Origin of the sequence: Prescottella sp. D32, assembly GCF_037287305.1 — a bacterium.
GTDB classification, from domain to species: domain Bacteria; phylum Actinomycetota; class Actinomycetes; order Mycobacteriales; family Mycobacteriaceae; genus Prescottella; species Prescottella equi.
In genome coordinates this window covers 25076-41563 of the sequence record NZ_JARBSW010000002.1, presented here as the reverse complement: position 1 = coordinate 41563, position 16488 = coordinate 25076, and the positions used below count along the sequence as shown (strand labels likewise).

The window sequence follows — 16488 nt, the reverse complement described above, 5'->3', positions numbered from 1 at the left end:
CCACATGGGCAAGCTGGACGGAAAGGTCGCACTCATCACGGGTGCCGGTCAGGGAGTCGGTCAGGGCGTCGCGTTCGCGCTCGCGAAGGAGGGCGCGCGGATCGCGGTGTCGGGCCGGACCGAGTCCAAGCTGATCGAGACGTGCGAGCAGATCGCGGCGTTCGGCGGGATCGCCGAGCCGGTGGTCGCGGACGTCTCGGACGCCGACGACATCGCGCGTTCGGTCGAGACGACCACCGCGCTGTTCGGCGGCGTCGACATCCTGGTCAACAACGCGAGCCTCAACCCCCTGGGGCCGATCAACGAACTGAAGGCGGACATTCTCGAACGCGCCTACACGTCGGGTCCGATCGCGGCCCTGCGCACGATGCAGGCCTGCTACCCGTCCATGAAGGAGCGTGGCGGCGGTGCGATCGTGAACATGGTGTCGTCCGTCGCGGTCCGCTGGGACGCGAGCGGGTACGGCGGGTACGCATCGGTGAAGGAAGCGGTGCGGTCCCTCACCCGCGCGGCGGCGTGCGAATGGGGTGTCGACAACATCCGGGTCAATGCCGTTGCTCCGCACGCCATGTCGCCGGGCTTGCAGCGTTGGGCCGACGCGCGCCCGGAGGAGGCCGCGGCATTCGTCGCGAGCATCCCGATGCGCCGCATCGGTGACCCCGAGACCGACATCGGTAACGCGGTGGCGTTCCTCGTCGGCCCGGATTCGGCCTACCTGACGGGTGCGACCATCCCGCTCGACGGCGGCCAGGCCCGCTGGTCGTGACCTCGGTCAAGCGGGCGTTCGCGTTCGCCGACGTACTCGGTGCCGTCGACGTCGGTGGCCGCTCGGCCGTCGACGTCCACCGTCCCGGCATCTTCCGCGCCAATTCGGTTGCACCGCAGTCGGACGACGTGGCGCTGCGGACCGTCGTGTGGTCGTGGGGCGATGCCGCGGTCGACGTCGGTGTCGAACCGGATGCGGTCTTGACGCTCGCCGAGTCGGTCCGCTGGGACCGCCGCGACGCCGGTGCAACCGCGGCCGGTGCGATCAAACAGGTGTGTTTCGTCGCGCGCCGCGCCGACGTTCCGCGCGCCGAGTTCGAGCGGCGCTACGCCGCGCACACCGACATCGCGCGGGTGCATCATCCCGCGGTCAGCAGGTACGTGCAGAACCTCGTCGTGGAAGCCCACGGCGACGGCGCCGGCGCGATCGAGGCGATCTCGGAACTGTGGTTCGACACCGTCGACGACTACCGCCAGCACTACTACGCCGGGCCCGGCAGCCCCGACGTCGTGCGAACGGACGTCGTGGACTATCTGGACTTCACCAGGGGTTTCAACGTGATGATGGAGCCCCGGCGCCGGTAACTCGAACCGCCCCCGGCGCCTCCCGGTGCGTGTGATGATGGGAATCTCACGCGCATCGGGAGGACCCCGTCATGGCTGCGGATTTCACGGGCACGGGTTTCACGGGCAAGGACTTCACCGGCAAGGTCTCGGTCGACATCCGGGACTCGACGCCGGACTGGGCGCCGTTCGCCGAGCCCCGTGCGCCCGAAGGCGCCCCCAACGTCCTGTACCTGGTGTGGGACGACACCGGCATCGGGACGTGGGACCTGTACGGCGGTCTGGTCGAGATGCCCAACCTCAGGCGCATCGCGGATCGCGGTGTGCTGCTGAGCCAGTTCCACACGACTGCCCTGTGTTCGCCGACCCGGGCTGCGCTGCTGACCGGCCGGAACCCGACGTCGGTGGGTATGGCGACCGTCGAGGAGTTCACCGACGGATTCACCAACGCGAGCGGCCGGATCCCCGCCGACTGCGCGCTGATGTCCGAGGTGCTCGGTGAACGCGGCTGGAACACCTACGCGGTCGGCAAATGGCACCTCACGCCGCTCGAGGAATCCAATCTTGCTGCGACGAAGCGTAATTGGCCGCTTTCGCGGGGTTTCGAGCGCTTCTACGGATTCCTCGGCGGCGAGGCCGACCAGTGGTACCCCAACCTGATCTACGACAACCATCCGGTGGAGCCGCCGTACACGCCGGAGGACGGGTACCACCTGTCGAAGGATCTGGCGGACAAGTCGATCGAGTTCATCCGCGACTCCAAGGTGATCGCACCTGACAAACCGTGGTTCATGTACCTGTGTCCGGGCTGCGGCCACGCGCCGCACCACGTGTCCCGGGAATGGGCCGACCGTTACGCGGGACGGTTCGACATGGGGTACGAGAAGTACCGCGAGATCGTCCTGCAGAACCAGAAGGACCTCGGGCTGGTCCCGGCCGACACCGAGTTGTCTCCGATGAACCCCTACGCCGACGAGGTGAGCGCCGACGGGCTGCCGTGGCCTCCGCTCGACACCGTGCGTCCGTGGGACTCGACGAGCGACGACGAGAAGCGGCTGTTCTGCCGGATGGCGGAGGTGTTCGCCGGCTTCCAGAGCTACACCGACGCGCAGATCGGCAGGGTTCTCGACTACCTGGAGGAATCGGGCCAGCTCGACAACACGATCGTGGTGCTGCTCTCCGACAACGGTGCCAGCGGCGAGGGCGGACCCAACGGTTCGGTCAACGAGTACAAGTTCTTCAACGGCTACCCCGACGAGGTGGAGGACGGGCTCGCGAAGATCGACGAACTCGGCGGGCCCGAGACGTACAACCACTACTGCCTGGGCTGGGCGATGGCGTTCAACACCCCGTACAAGCTGTTCAAACGGTACGCATCGCACGAGGGCGGGATCGCGGACCCGTGTCTGATCTCGTGGCCGGCCGGTATCGCCGCGCGAGGCGAGGTCCGCGACCGCTACGTGAACGTCTGCGACATCACCCCCACCGTCTACGAACTGCTCGGCATCGACCCGCCGCTGCTGGTCGGCGGCGTCCCTCAGCGTCCCCTCGAGGGAGTGAGTTTCCGTCCGATCCTCGACGATCCCGACGCGGCCACCGGTAAGACGACCCAGTTCTACTCGATGCTCGGCACCCGCGGGGTCTGGCACGACGGTTGGTTCGCGAACACCGTCCACCCGGCCGCGCCGTCGAACTGGTCGCACTTCGACGACGACCGCTGGGAGTTGTTCCACATCGAGCGCGACCGCAGCCAGGTCCACGACCTCGCCGCCGCACGTCCCGACAAACTCGACGAGATGCGGGCGCTGTGGTTCGCGGAGGCCGACAAGTACGGCGGTCTACCGCTCAACGACCTGGACATCCTGTCGGCGTTCCTGCGCTACCGGCCCTATCTCACGGGGGAGCGGGCGTCGTTCGTGTATTACCCGGACGCCGCGGTGGTGGGCCCGGGGGCCGCGCTCGAGATGCGGGGCAGGTCCTTCTCGCTGCTGGCGGAGGTGACCGTCGAGTCGGCCGACGACGTCGAGGGCGTGCTGTTCGCGCACGGCGGCCGGCTGGGCGGGCACACGCTCTTCGTGCAGGACGGCCGACTCACGTACGTCTACAACTTCCTCGGTGAGGAGGAGCAGGTCGTCGTGTCGACCGAGAACGTCGCCGCCGGCTCCCACGTCCTCGGGGTGCGGTTCGAGCGCACCGGCGTCGGTGACGACGGGTTCACGCCGCTCGGAGACGTGACCCTGCACATCGACGACCGGGCGGTGGGATCGCGCTCCGGGGTTCGCATGCAGCCGGCGATGTTCTCGGGTGTCGGCGAGGGCATCCGGATCGGACGCGACCCCGGTCAGTCGGTGTCCGCGGCGTATCGCGCCCCGTTCCGGTTCCGCGGCGGAACCATCGCGAAGGTCGTCGCCGACGTGTCCGGCGAACCCTATCTCGACATCGTGCGTGAGATCGCGCGGGCCTTCTCGCACGACTGAGGGTTGCGCCCTGTGCGCCTTTCTGGTGGGGCCGGCTACCAGAAAGGCGCACGGGCGGCGAAGCCGCCCAAGATCAGGGAAGACCCCGATGGTTTCTGTCGTGTCCACGGGTGAGGATGGTGGGCATGCCAACCGAAACCGAGATGCCCACCGAAACCACAGTGGCCGCCCGCGCGGTCAACCTGACGAAGGTCTACGGGTCGGGGGACACCCAGGTCCACGCGCTCGCGGGCGTGTCCGCGGAGTTCGCGCGGGGGGAGTTCACCGCCATCATGGGGCCGTCCGGCTCCGGTAAGTCGACGCTCATGCACTGCCTCGCCGGTCTCGACGCCGCGTCGTCGGGTGCGGTGCTGATCGGTGCCACGGATCTGACCACGCTCTCGGACAAGCAGATGACGCAGCTGCGCCGCGACCGGATCGGGTTCGTGTTCCAGGCGTTCAACCTGGTGCCGACGCTCACGGCACTGGAGAACATCACGCTGCCGCTGGACATCGCCGGCCGGAAGGCCGACCAGCAGTGGCTCGACACCGTGGTCGATCGGTTGGGTCTGCGCGACCGCCTCGACCATCGCCCCGGTGAACTGTCGGGCGGTCAGCAGCAGCGAGTCGCGTGCGCGCGGGCGCTCGCCGGGCAGCCGGAGATCATCTTCGGTGACGAGCCGACCGGCAATCTCGATTCGCGTTCGTCCGGGGAGGTGCTCTCGATCCTGCGAGCGGCGGTCGACGAGTTCCACCAGACCGTCGTGATCGTCACGCACGATCCGCGGGCCGCGAGCTTCGCCGACCGCGTGGTGTTCCTGGCCGACGGGCAGATCGTCGACGAGTTGCGCGAGCCGACCGCGGAGTCGGTGCTCGACCGCATGAAGAACCTCGAGACGGTCTGACGCCATGGCCGTGACCAATTCACCGATGCGCAAGGTGTCGTTGCGCAACCTCGCCGCCCACAAGGTGCGGCTCGTCCTGACCGTGCTGTCGGTCGTGCTCGGCACCGCGTTCGTCGCCGGCTCGTTCGTGTTCACCGACACGCTGCAGAAGACGTTCGACAGCATCTTCGACGGCACCGCGCAGGGCGTCGACGTGCGGGTCAGCGCCGTCGAACAAGGTTCGAGCGGCGTCCCGATCGCGGACGTCGACGTCCTCCGCAACATCGACGGCGTGCGGGCCGTCGCGCCGTCGGTGGGCGGACAGGTGGTCGTCCTCGACTCGGCCGGAAAGCCGATGCAGAACGGCGGTGCCCCGAGCATCGGGGCGTCGTACCTCCCCCCGGAGCAGACGCTCGGCGAGCCGACGAAGTTCGTTGCCGGCACCCCGCCGGAGCGGGCCGGTCAGATCGCGCTCAACGAGAGCGCCGCTACCCGCGCCGGTCTCGACGTCGGCTCGGCCACCCGGGTGCTGACGATGCGCGGCTGGAGCGACGTCACCGTCGCCGGTATCTACGCACCGGAGACCGACACCGGCGGATACGTCGGCGCGCTGTTCACCGATCCGCAGGCCCGCGAGCTGTTCACCGACGGCAGCCACGTCGGCTACATCGACGTCGCCGGCACCGGGGCGTCGCAGGACGAGCTTCGCGACCGGATCGCGGCGGCCCTGCCCGACACCAAGGTGCAGACCGGCGCCGAAGTGAAGCAGGAGACCAAGGACGAGATCGGCGAGGCCCTCAGCTTCGTCAACTACTTCCTGCTGGCGTTCGGTGCGATCGCGCTGCTGGTGGGCACGTTCATCATCTACAACACGTTCTCGATGATCGTGGCGCAGCGGCTGCGCGAGTTGGCGCTGCTGCGTGCGATCGGTGCCAGCCGCAAGCAGGTCGGTCGCTCGGTGGTGTTCGAGGCGCTCGTCGTCGGAGCCATCGGCAGTGCACTGGGCCTGGCGGCCGGCGTCGGCCTCGCGTACGGCCTGCGCAGCCTGCTCAATGCCTTCGACCTGGGCCTGCCCGAGGGGTCGCTGCAGGTCGCGCCGCGCACGATCGTCGTCGCGCTCGTGCTCGGCATCGTCGTCACGGTCGTCAGCGCCTACGCGCCGGCCCGCCGCGCGGCGAAGGTGCCTCCGGTCGCGGCGATGCGCGAGGAGTTCGCGTCCACCGGCGACACGCTGAAGGTCCGCACGCTGATCGGCGCGATCGCGGCAGTGCTGGGTGTGCTCGCCCTCGTCGTCGGCGCGCAGTCCACCGGTGGTGGTGCCGCGGCGATCGTCGGACTGGGCGCCCTCGCACTCGTCCTCGCGGTGCTGCTCGCGGCACCGGCGCTGTCCCGCCCGATCGTCGGCGGGCTCGGCGCGATCTTCGCGAAGCCGTTCGGCCCGGTGGGGCGTCTGGCGCGCACCAACGCGGTCCGCAACCCGAAGCGCACCGCCGCGACCGCGTTCGCGCTCACCCTCGGCCTGATGCTGGTGTCGGTGATCGGCGTGTTCGGCGCGTCGGCCAAGTCGAGCGTGAACTCGCTCGTCGACAAGGGCGTCGAGGCGGACTTCGTGCTCACCGGGCCGCAAGGCATCGGGGTGCCGGCGGGCGCGGCCGGTGCCGCCGGCCGCGTGAACGGTGTGGCCGAGGCCGTCTCGCTGCACGGGGTGGCCGCGAAGATCGACGACGACGACGTCTTCGGCACCGCACTCAGTGGGCCCCCGGACGGCGTGCTCGACTACACGATGAAGGAGGGCTCCGCTTCCGTCCGTGGCACCGACATGATGGTCAGCGAAAGCGAGGCCACCGACAACGGCTGGAAGCTGGGTACGCCCGTCACCCTCACCGATCGTGACGGCGAACAGACGACCGTCACGGTGACCGGCATCTACGAGGACAACCAGCTTCTGGGTCCGTGGATGGTGTCGGACGAGGTCTATCAGGCGATGACGCCGACGAACATGCGGGCCGAATGGGCCGTGCTGATCAAGGCGACCCCGGGCGCGGACCTGACCGCGATGGCCACCGACCTCGCCACCGCGACGGACCCGTTCGTCGTCGTGCAGGTCCAGGACCGGGAGCAGTTCAAGGGTGCGCAGGGCCAGCAGATCGACATGCTGCTCTCGGTGCTCTACGGGCTGCTGGCACTGGCCGTCGTCATCGCGATCCTGGGCATCGTGAACACCCTCGCGCTGTCGGTGGTCGAACGCCGCCGGGAGATCGGCATGCTCCGCGCAGTCGGAATGCAGCGGGCCCAGGTGCGCCGCACGATCTACCTCGAATCGGTGCTCATCGCGGTGTTCGGTGCGCTGGTGGGCGTGCTGCTCGGTGTCGTGTTCGGCTGGGGCTTCGTACGCACTCTCGCCGACCAGGGGCTCGACCAGATCTCGGTGCCGTGGGGGCAGGTGCTGGCGATGCTGATCGGCTCGGGTGTCGTGGGTGTGCTGGCCGCGCTGTGGCCGGCGTCCCGCGCCGCGCGGACGAAGCCGTTGGAGGCGATCTCCGACATGTAGGCGGTCGTGCTCCGGCAGGAACAGCAGACGGTACCTTCGCGGCCTCGGCGGCGAAGGTACCGTTTTCGCGTGAGCAACCTGCAGGAGATCGGTGACCGCGACGGCTGGCGATGCTGGCTGTGCGACGAACCGGTCGACCCCGACATGTCCGTCAACGATCCGCGCGGCCCGAGCGTCGACGGCGTCGCGACCGCGAAGAAGAGCAAGGCCAAAGCGGTCCAGGAGCGCCTCGCGCACCGGGCGTGCAACACCAGGAAGGGGGCGGTCAAGCCCGTCGTGCCGTGGCCCGACCACCTCTTCGTCGTCGACCCCGCGCCGATCGTCGGCGTCGTGGAACAGTTGGGCCGCAAGGGTGGTCGGGTCGCGGTGGCCCGCTGCCCCGGCGAGTCGGACGCCGAGGCTGCCGGCGATTGGTTGGTGGACCGGCTGTCCCGGTTCGCCCCGGATCTCGATGTCACCACCCGCATCGACGCGGGTGGCGGCGGGTACCTGCTGGTGCTCGAGACTCGCTGACCGCGCCGGGGCCGGTCCGGGCAGCTGCGGTCACTTCCGCTGAGACGGCGCCGACCGTGACCTCCACGGCTCGCCGGACAGCCCCGGAGAGATGAACCCCGAACCCCACGTCGTCACTCGACGTCGCGTACACGATCACCCGTTTCGGTGCGGTACCGAGCACCCGCGCGAGGGCGAGCGCGGCCGCGACGTCGACGCCGTGAGTGTCCAGCGGGCCGGGGGTGTCGTCGAGCGTCCACCGGCGCACCCGGCCCGGGGGGAGCAGTGCGGGCACGACGAGATCGACGACGATCGCCAACCGCGCCCCGGCCCAGACGTCGAGCAGGTCGGCGGTGTCCGTGACGGTCGTGACGGGGATCGTGACCGGAATCCGTGCGCGCAGTGCCCGCGCCACAGCGGGACCGAAGCCGTCGTCCCGCCGGTACTCGTTGCCGAGTCCGACGACGACACTGCCCGGCCCGGTCACCGACGCGACACCCGCAGATCGAGGAAGTGCGTGGCGCACGAGATGCAGGGATCGTGGTTCCGGATGATCCGTTCGCACAGCGCGGTCAGTTCCTGATCGGAGAGCCCCAGATGCTCGCCGATCCGGGCGGTGAGATCGGCCTCGATGACGTCCTGGTTCTGTGCCGTCGGGGGAACGATGTCGGCCGAGCGGATCGTCCCGTCGGCGGCGAGTTCGTACCGGTGGTACAGCAGTCCCCGAGGTGCCTCGCTGACGCCGTGCCCGGTGGCTGCGCGCGCCGTGACCGGTGCGCACGGCGGGTCGGGACGTTCGTAGCCATCGATGATCCGCAGCGCCTCCTCGATGGCAAACGTCACCTCGACCGACCGAACGACGATGCTGCGGAACGGGTTCCGGCATTCCCGGCCGAGTCCGGCTGCGCTCGCCGCGTCCCGTGCGGCGCCGGTCAGTTGTCCGCTGTTGAGGGAGTACCGGGCCAGCGGCCCGGTCAGGTACGGGGCGCCGTCGAGCCGGGCGTGCAGTGCCGTCGACTCCGGGACCTGGCGCTCGCGCACGTGGTCGCCGAACTCGGCGGCGGGAAACCGGTCGCCGGCGCTGGTGCGGACCACACCGTCCTCGATGGCGTAACCCGCATCATCGTGCAGCGCCGCCAGAACCGGATCGAGGTGCACGTCGGGGAAGTCGAACCCGGCAACCCACCGGACGGTGTCGAGCGCGTGGTCGAGGGCGCGCCGCAGCGTCCGGGCGAGCGGGGCGAGCTCGTCCCGGGTGGGTGCCCGATAGAACCCGCCGACGCGCACGTCGACCGGATGGATCGGACGTCCCCCGATCGTCTCGAGGATCGCGTTGCCGGCCTTCTTCAGCGCGAGCCCTCGTTCGACGGCGGCGCGGTCACGGCGGGCGAGTTCGATCGAGTCCGCGACCCCCAGGAAATCCGGTGCGTGCAGGAAATAGATGTGCAGTGTGTGGGAGGCGATCCACTCGCCGCAGTACAGCAACCGGCGCAGCGCCCGCACCCGCGGATCCACGATCGCGCCGCACGCCTGCTCGAGAGCGTTGCACGCGCTCACCTGATACGCGACCGGGCAGATTCCGCAGATCCGGGACGTGATGTCGGGTGGCTCCCGGAAGTCGCGGCCACGAAGAAAAGCCTCGAAGAACCGGGGCGGTTCGTAGATGTCGAGTCGCGCGTGTTCGACCGCGCCCGACCGGACGGTGACGTCGAGGCGGCCCTCGCCCTCCACCCGGGCCAGGGCCCGGACGGTCAACCGCCGCCGTTCAGCGTCGTGGGGAGGGCCCGGAGCGTCAGCGGCCATGTCGTCGCCCCTCCGCGAATCCTGGGGCGGCGACGTTGAACGTCGAGAAGACCCGTCCGATGCCGGCGTCGTCCATGCCGCAGCGGCGCAACCATCCGGCCAGCGACGAGATGTTCGGATTCTCGGTGGGACCGAAACAGCCGTAGCAGCCGCGGGAATGGGCCGGACACAGTGCGCCGCAGCCGGCATGCGTGACCGGGCCGAGGCACGGGGTGCCGTCGGCGACCATGACGCACGTCAATCCACGCCTCTTGCATTCGTTGCACACGCTGGTGTTCGGCACGTCGGGGTGGCGTCCGGCCAGGAAGGCTGCGATCACCTCGAGGAGCTGCCGCCGGTCGATGGGGCAGCCGTGCAGCTCGAAGTCCACCCGCACGTGTGCCGAGATCGGAGTCGACGTCGCGAGGGTGTCGATGTACTCGGGGCTCGCGTACACCGCCGCCGCGAATTCGGCGACGTTGCCGAAGTTGCGCAACGCCTGCACCCCGCCGGCGGTCGCGCACGCGCCGATGGTGACCAGGTGTTCGGAGGCGTCGCGGATCCGGTGGATGCGTTCGACGTCCTCCTCCGTGGTCACCGATCCCTCGACCAGGGACAGATCGTAGGGCCCCTCGACCGTCGCACTCGACAGCTCCAGGAAGTGCGCGATGTCGAGTTCGTCTGCCACCGTGAGCAGTTCGTCCTCGCAGTCGAGCAGGGACAGCTGGCATCCGTCGCACGACGCGAACTTCCACACGGCCAGGGTCGGCCGCGGTGTCCGGGGGCCGGGCACAGAACTCATCACAACTCCTTCGTGTGGAGGAGCGGGCCGGCGACGGCGTAGTCGACCACCGGTCCGTCGCGACACAGCAGCAGCTCCCCGAGCTGACAGTGTCCGCACACGCCGGCCCCGCACTGCATGTTCCGTTCGAGCGACACCTGGATGCGTCGGCGGTCCACCCCCCGGCCCTCGAGGACGCGAACGGCGAACCGCATCATCGCCTCGGGTCCACACACCAGGGCCCGGGTGCGCGCAGGTTCGAGCGTCAGGCGTGCGAGAGCCTCGGTGACGAACCCGACCGGACCGTTCCAGTCCCGGGCAGGTTGATCGATCGTCACCACGACGTCGATTCCGGCGGACCGCCACCCGTCGAGCTCACGACGGTAGAGGATCTCGCCCGGGCTGCGGGCCCCCACCACCAGCGTGACGTTGCGGTGTCGCTGTCGGTGCGCGACGGCCGCGAGTACCGGTGCTCGCACCGCCGCGAGACCGACACCGCCCGCCACGATCACCAGATCACCCCCCGCGGAATCGCCCAGCTCCCAGGTGGTTCCGAACGGCCCGCGCGCACCGACGACGGTGCCGAGGGGCGCGTCGTGCAGCGCCGCGCTCACCGGCCCCACGCGCCGGACCGTGTGCACCAGGATGCCGTCGGCCCGGTTCGGGTCCCCGCACACCGAGATCGGAATCTCGCCGATCCCGGGCGCGCACAGCATCATGAACTGTCCCGGCCGGAAGCGGGGCAGCGCGGAGGCCGTCGGTTCCAGTTCGAGCGTGACCGAGTCGTGCGTCTCGACGGTCCGGCGCACCACCCGGTGCGCGGTGGGAACCGACGTCGACGACGGGCCCGTCACGACGCGCCCGGGTTCGCGTAGAGGTCGAGCAACCGGGCGCGTGTCGCCTGCAGCCGATCGAGCAGCAGACCGGACATCGCCCGTACGACCGCGTAGCCGAAAGCGGGGTCGCGTTCGGCCGCCTCCTGCAGGTCCGCGACGTCGAGTTGCAGCGCCTCGGTCGACTGTGCCGCGCGCGCTCCGAAACTCCACACCCGCGGGGGCTGCAACCAGGACCAGCCCAGCACGTCGCCGCCGCCGAGCGTCTCGATCACCACGTCACCTCGGCCTGGCACCGCCGTGCTCAGCAGTACCCGCCCGCTTCGGAGCACCCAGCAGCGCCGGGCGGGCTCTCCCTCGTGGAAGACGATCTCGTCCGGCACCCAGAACGCGGGAGTGGACAACTCCGCGAGCCGGGCCCGCGCCGCATCGGACAGGCCCGGCAGCAACAGCGGTCCCGTCACGGCCCGGGCCCCTGGTCCTCCGGGTCGAAAGCCGGCAGCGCGCCGGTGAGCCGCGCGGCCTCGGCGGTGATGTCGATCCCGACCGGACACCAGTCGATGCAGCGCCCGCAGCCCACGCAGCCCGACGAACCGAACTGGTCGAACCAGGTGCCGAGCTTGTGGGTCATCCACTGGCGGTAGCGTGCCGCGCCGCTGGTGCGCACGTTTCCGCCGTGCAGGTGGGAGTAGTCCAGTTCGAAGCACGAGGCCCACCGTTGCCGCCGCTCGGTGCCCTCGCCGCCCAGTTCGCTCACGTCCTCTGCGGTGGTGCAGAAGCAGGTGGGACACACCATCGTGCAGTTTCCGCAGGTCAGGCACCGGTCGGCGACGTCGTCCCACACCGGCTCGTCGCGGGCCGCGCGCAGCAGAGCCCGCAGATCCACGTCGGGCATGGCGCGCCCCATCCGTCCCCGGGCCTCGTCGACGGCCGCGCGGGCGCCGGCGGTGTCGGCCGCGTCGGCGGTGGCGTGCGGGATGCGCGCGAGCAGGTCGGCCCCGGCTTCGGTGCCGACGTCGACGACGAACCGGTGCCCGGCCTCGTCGATGCGTTCGGTGAGCGCGAGGTCGTAGCCGCCGCCCACGTCGGGTCCCGTGCCCATCGACGCGCAGAAACACACCCCGCCCGGCTCGATGCAATTGACGGCCACGATCACCAGATCCGCCAGGACGCGCGCGGTGACGCTGCCCGGATCGGCGCCCAGCACCGTGCCGAGGGTGCGGATCGCTGCGAGATCGCAGCCGCGCACCCCGACGAACGCGAATCGTCGGTCCGCGGGTTCCGGGGCGGAGAACGTTCCACCGCGCTCGGACCACAGCACCTGCTTCGCCGGGTGGACGAATGTCTTCCACGACATCGGCCCGGCCGAGTGCGAGAACACGGCACCGTCGCCGCGGCGCTCGAGTCGGTACTCGCCCGGCGCGGTCCGCACACCCCACCCGTCGGGAAGATCCGCACCGGATTCGAGGTCGCCCAGGACGACGGCGCTCTCCCGCACCGTCGGACCCACCACGCAGCGTCCGTCGTCGCGCAGTACCCGGATCAGGTCGTCGAGACCGTGTCTGTCGACGACCACCGTCTCCATCGGGTTCATGACACTCCTCCCGTCCATTGGTTCAGGTCCGTCCCTGCGTGTGAAGGGCCCTTCGGCCCTGTTCGCGGTTCCGCGGGCCACTCACGATCGGATGGGAGGATGCGGGCGCCGACCGTCCGGGTCCGAGGAGGCGCCTTGCGATGCCGGCGATCGTCACACTCACCATGAATCCGGCAGTGGACATCTCCACGACTGCCGAACGGGTGCGGACCACCGACAAGGTCCGCTGCGGCGAACCGTGCTACGACCCCGGCGGCGGGGGCATCAACGTCGCCCGCATCGTGCGGGTCCTGGGCGAAACGGTCGTCGCGGTGTTCCCGGTCGGATCGGCCACCGGCGCGGTCCTGGGCGCGCTGCTGGACCGGGAGGGCGTGTGGAACCGCCGGGTTCCGATCGCCGGCGCCACGCGCGAGAGCTTCACCGTCGACGAACGTTCCTCCGGTGAGCAGTATCGGTTCGTCCTGCCGGGCCCGCACCTGAGCCGTGTCGAGCAGGAGCAGTGCCTGTCCTCGTTCGCGGAAGTGGCCCGAGACGCCAGGTACGTCGTCGCAAGTGGATCGCTGCCCCCGGGTACCTCTCCGGACTTCTACGATCGGGTGGCTGCGACGGCGCGCGACGTCGGTGCGCGATGCCTGCTCGACACTTCTGGAGAGTCGTTGCGGCACAGCACTTCCGGCGTATACCTCCTCAAACCGAGCATTCGTGAGCTGCGGGAGCTGTCCGGGCGGAGCCTGGGGCAGGAATCCGAGCAGATCGCCGCGGCCCGCGGACTGGTCACCGCGGGACGGTGCGAGGTGGTGATCGTGTCGTTGGGCGCGCGGGGCGCCCTGATGGTCACGCAGAGCACCGCCACCCGATTTCCGGCGATCCCCGTCGCGGTGCGCAGCGGAGTCGGCGCCGGGGACGCGATGCTCGCGGGAATCGCCGTCGGCCTCGTCCGCAACCGGTCCCTGCACGACGCGGTGCGCCTCGGGATCGCCGCGGGGGCCGCGATGCTCACCACCCCGGGCACCCGTGCCTGCCGCCGTGAGGACATCGAGGCGTTCTACGACGGCGGCGCGGGTGTGTCCGTGGACCGCGAACCCGTGGACTGCGAACCCGTGGACTGCGAACCCGTGGACCGTGACCCGGTGGAACCCGGCCCCGCGGAATCCGGAGCGGACGATGGCGAGAGCCTCCGCTACTGAACTCGCTCGCGACACCGCGGCGTCCGGGCTCACCTCCACCGCCGCGGCGGACCGTCTGCGCGCGGACGGACCCAACGTCCTGCCGATCGCCCGTCCGGCGGCCGCGTGGCGCAAACTGCTGGCCGAACTGACCCACTTCTTCGCGCTCATGCTCTGGGTGGCGGCCGTCCTGGCGTTGTTCGCCGGCATGCCGCAGCTGGCGGTCGCGATCGTCGTGGTGATCGTCGTCAACGGCGTCTTCGCGTTCGTGCAGGAGGAACGGGCCGAGAAGGCGTCGGAGCGGCTCCGGGACCTCCTGCCGTCGGCGGTGACCGTCCGTCGCGACGGCGAAGCGCGCAGCGTGGACGCCTCCGAGGTGGTGGTGGGCGACGTCCTGGTGCTGTCCGGTGGAGACCGGATCCCCGCGGACGGCACGCTGATCGTGGCCGACGATCTCGCGGTGGACGAATCGACGCTGACCGGCGAGAGCGAGCCGGTGCATCGATCGGCCGGGGCGGGCGTGTCGGCCGGGACCTACGTGGTGTCCGGACACGGGGAAGCGGTGTGTACCGCGACAGCCTCCGACACCCGGTTGGCCGGCATCGCGGCCCTGACCGCAGGTGTTCGTCGCCCTCGGAGCCCGCTCGCCGCGGAACTCCATCGCGTCGTGCGGACGATCGCCGTTCTCGCCGTCGTCGTCGGTTGCGGCTTCTTCGCGTTGTCCCTGGCGGTCGGGTCCACGGCGCACAACGGGTTCCTGTTCGCGGTAGGCGTCACCGTGGCGCTGGTTCCCGAAGGGCTCCTGCCGACGGTGACGCTGTCGTTGGCCATGGGTGCCCAACGGATGGTGCGTCGCCACGCGTTGGTCCGTCACCTCGAAGCGGTCGAGACACTGGGATCGACCACGGTGATCTGCACCGACAAGACCGGGACCCTGACCCAGAACCGCATGACGGTGGTCGAAGCGTGGACGCCCGCCGGGACCGTCGCCGTCGTGGGCGAGGGGTACGAGCCCACCGGTCAGGTCTCCGGACCACCCGCCGCGCGCGAGGCCGCGCAGCACGTCGGGCAGGTCGCCGTCTCCGCTTCGCAAGGGGGGATCGTTCGTGACGGCGGTACCTGGACGGTGGTGGGCGACCCGATGGAGGGCGCGATCGACGCGTTCGCCCGCCGCACGACGGGCCGGACCGACCCGGTCCGCCTATCCGCGGACCGTCGCTACGCGTTCGATCCCCGGCGGCGTCGCGAATCGGTGGTGTGCAACCACGTCCTGATGCTCAAGGGCGCGCCGGATTCCGTTCTCCCGCTCTGTGCGCACCCGGACTCCGCCACGCTCGACACCGCACGCCACGTCGTGGAGGAGATGGCGGGGCGGGGGCTGCGGGTGCTGGCGGTGGCGCAACGGGACCTGTCGGCGACCGCGGCCACGCGCGCCGGGGACGCCGGATCGGTCGCGACGACGGAGCGGGACTTGACGCTCCTCGGTCTGTTCGCGATCGAGGACCCACCGCGGCCGACCGTCGCCGACGCGCTCGAGGCCACGCGCCGCGCCCACATCAAGGTCGTCATGCTCACGGGTGACCACCCTGCGACGGCGGTCTCGGTGGCGCGGGAGATCGGGTTGGTGGGCTCCGGGGGCGATCCCGTGGTCGTGGAGGGACGCAACCTTCCCGCCGACGACGAGGCTCTCGGCCGGTTGCTGGACCACGACGGAGCCGTCGTCAGCCGGGTCTCACCCGAACAGAAGCTGGCGGTCGCCCGCGCGTTGCAGGCCCGCGGGCACGTCGTCGCGATGACCGGTGACGGCGTCAACGACGGTCCCGCACTGCGCGAGGCGGACATCGGTGTCGCGATGGGCAGGGGCGGCACCGACGTGGCCCGTGCGGCTGCGGATCTGGTGCTGCTCGACGACGACTTCTCCACGATCGTCGCAGCTGTCGAACAGGGGCGCGCCACGTACGCGAACATCCGGCGATTCCTCACGTACCACCTGACGGCGAACGTCGCCGAACTCACCCCGTTCGTGGTCTGGGCGTTGTCCGGAGGCCGAATCCCGCTCGCGATCGGCGTCCTCCAGGTGCTCTGCTTCGACATCGTCACCGATCTACTGCCTGCGCTCGCCCTCGGTGGGGAACCGCCCAGCAAGGGCGTGATGGAACGTCGACCGGAGCGTCGCCACCTCATGGATCGTGCACTGCTGACCCGGGTGTTCGCGGTGCTGGGTCCGGTCGAGTCGCTCACCGAGATGGCGGCCTTTCTCGCCGTGCTCACGATCTCCGGGTGGCATCTGGGCGGTGGGGCGCCCGGCGGAAGCGCCCTGGTCACCGCGTCCGGTGCGGCGTTCACGGCAGTTGTCCTCGGCCAGATCGCGAACGCCTTCGCGTGTCGCAGCGCTACTCGACCGGTGTGGCAGTTGGGTTGGTTCGGCAACCGGATGCTGGTGTGGGCGGTGGTCGCGGAGTTCGTCATTCTGATCGGCCTGCTGACGATCGGTCCGGTGGCGGCGGTGCTGGGTCAGTCGCCCCCGTCGACGGCCGGCTGGACGATCGCCGTCGCGGGGATGCCCGTGTTGCTCGCGGTCGACTACTGGAGCAAACGGATCCGTGCCCGCGGGTGAGGT

At 70.2% G+C, this 16488-nt stretch carries 14 protein-coding genes; 8 read left to right on the top strand and 6 right to left on the bottom strand.

Going from position 1 to position 16488, the window contains the following annotated elements; genetic code table 11:
* Nucleotides 1-4 precede the first annotated feature (4 nt).
* The 6 genes from PSS76_RS09735 to PSS76_RS09710 all read left to right on the top strand — a co-directional run bounded on the left by PSS76_RS09735 (nt 5) and on the right by PSS76_RS09710 (nt 7733).
* Nucleotides 5-766, top strand: a complete 762-nt coding sequence (locus PSS76_RS09735) for an SDR family NAD(P)-dependent oxidoreductase (RefSeq protein WP_005514372.1) — start codon at nt 5-7, stop codon at nt 764-766.
* A complete protein-coding gene (locus PSS76_RS09730; RefSeq protein ID WP_064079248.1) occupies nt 763-1350 on the top strand; it encodes a hypothetical protein in 588 nt (195 codons plus the stop codon). The genes PSS76_RS09735 and PSS76_RS09730 overlap by 4 nt, the downstream gene beginning before the upstream one ends.
* 71 nt (nt 1351-1421) lie before the next feature.
* A complete protein-coding gene (locus PSS76_RS09725; protein WP_337456158.1) occupies nt 1422-3806 on the top strand; it encodes a sulfatase-like hydrolase/transferase in 2385 nt (794 codons plus the stop codon).
* Between the two features lie 116 nt (nt 3807-3922).
* Nucleotides 3923-4690, top strand: a complete 768-nt coding sequence (locus tag PSS76_RS09720; protein WP_005514369.1) for an ABC transporter ATP-binding protein — start codon at nt 3923-3925, stop codon at nt 4688-4690.
* A 4-nt stretch (nt 4691-4694) separates the two neighbouring features.
* Complete coding sequence (locus PSS76_RS09715) at nt 4695-7220, top strand: ABC transporter permease (protein ID WP_337456157.1); 2526 nt, start codon at nt 4695-4697, stop codon at nt 7218-7220.
* 69 nt (nt 7221-7289) lie between these two features.
* Complete coding sequence (locus PSS76_RS09710) at nt 7290-7733, top strand: hypothetical protein (RefSeq protein WP_064079251.1); 444 nt, start codon at nt 7290-7292, stop codon at nt 7731-7733.
* Here PSS76_RS09710 and PSS76_RS09705 read toward each other — a convergent pair.
* The 6 genes from PSS76_RS09705 to PSS76_RS09680 are packed head-to-tail and all read right to left on the bottom strand — an operon-like array spanning nt 7675 to nt 12702.
* Nucleotides 7675-8199, bottom strand: a complete 525-nt coding sequence (locus PSS76_RS09705) for a hydrogenase maturation protease (RefSeq protein ID WP_064079252.1) — start codon at nt 8197-8199, stop codon at nt 7675-7677. The genes PSS76_RS09710 and PSS76_RS09705 overlap by 59 nt on opposite strands.
* On the bottom strand, nt 8196-9515 hold the full coding sequence (locus PSS76_RS09700) for a Ni/Fe hydrogenase subunit alpha (protein WP_221286071.1): 1320 nt from the start codon (nt 9513-9515) through the stop codon (nt 8196-8198). The genes PSS76_RS09705 and PSS76_RS09700 overlap by 4 nt, the downstream gene beginning before the upstream one ends.
* The gene (locus PSS76_RS09695) at nt 9505-10296 is read right to left on the bottom strand and encodes an NADH-quinone oxidoreductase subunit B family protein (RefSeq protein ID WP_013415447.1); all 792 of its coding nucleotides are present in this window, start codon (nt 10294-10296) and stop codon (nt 9505-9507) included. The genes PSS76_RS09700 and PSS76_RS09695 overlap by 11 nt, the downstream gene beginning before the upstream one ends.
* Nucleotides 10296-11129, bottom strand: coding sequence for an FAD/NAD(P)-binding protein (locus PSS76_RS09690; RefSeq protein ID WP_081185633.1), 834 nt, complete (start codon nt 11127-11129; stop codon nt 10296-10298). Before PSS76_RS09690 ends, PSS76_RS09695 begins: the two co-directional genes overlap by 1 nt.
* Nucleotides 11126-11572, bottom strand: coding sequence for a Crp/Fnr family transcriptional regulator (locus tag PSS76_RS09685; protein ID WP_005514360.1), 447 nt, complete (start codon nt 11570-11572; stop codon nt 11126-11128). The genes PSS76_RS09690 and PSS76_RS09685 overlap by 4 nt, the downstream gene beginning before the upstream one ends.
* Complete coding sequence (locus PSS76_RS09680) at nt 11569-12702, bottom strand: 4Fe-4S dicluster domain-containing protein (protein ID WP_414056651.1); 1134 nt, start codon at nt 12700-12702, stop codon at nt 11569-11571. The genes PSS76_RS09685 and PSS76_RS09680 overlap by 4 nt, the downstream gene beginning before the upstream one ends.
* A gap of 140 nt (nt 12703-12842) precedes the next feature.
* Here PSS76_RS09680 and PSS76_RS09675 point away from each other — a divergent pair, with 140 nt between their 5' ends.
* Together PSS76_RS09675 and PSS76_RS09670 are read left to right on the top strand one after the other, a co-directional pair.
* Nucleotides 12843-13889, top strand: a complete 1047-nt coding sequence (locus PSS76_RS09675; protein ID WP_084979244.1) for a 1-phosphofructokinase family hexose kinase — start codon at nt 12843-12845, stop codon at nt 13887-13889.
* Nucleotides 13867-16485, top strand: a complete 2619-nt coding sequence (locus tag PSS76_RS09670) for a cation-translocating P-type ATPase (protein ID WP_242420343.1) — start codon at nt 13867-13869, stop codon at nt 16483-16485. The genes PSS76_RS09675 and PSS76_RS09670 overlap by 23 nt, the downstream gene beginning before the upstream one ends.
* The last annotated feature ends 3 nt before the right edge of the window (nt 16486-16488 follow it).